The organism is Gordonia polyisoprenivorans NBRC 16320 = JCM 10675 (assembly GCF_000241325.1).
Classification (GTDB): Bacteria; Actinomycetota; Actinomycetes; order Mycobacteriales; family Mycobacteriaceae; genus Gordonia; species Gordonia polyisoprenivorans.
The window spans coordinates 1-213 of the sequence record NZ_BAEI01000106.1 but is presented as its reverse complement, the minus strand read 5'-3'; the positions used below and the strand labels follow the sequence as shown (position 1 = coordinate 213).

The window sequence follows — 213 nt, the reverse complement described above, 5'->3', positions numbered from 1 at the left end:
TGCCACCACCCTCACCGGTGAGATGGATCGCCTGGGAGTGGCCGATCACAAGACCACCCGGCTACGAGAGTTGTTGATCAGCATGGGTTGCGCGCCTGCCGTCGCAGGTCGGTACGTGCGGATTGCTGCCACCGGCGACATCGATCTGTTGTTGGCGCATGCCGCTGACGGGTCCATCTCGTCCGAACACACCGACGCCATCATCCGCGGGTT

At 63.4% G+C, this 213-nt stretch carries 1 pseudogene; it reads left to right on the top strand.

What is annotated here, in order from left to right:
- Positions 1-213: pseudogene (locus GOPIP_RS27945) on the top strand (HNH endonuclease); the annotation flags it as partial.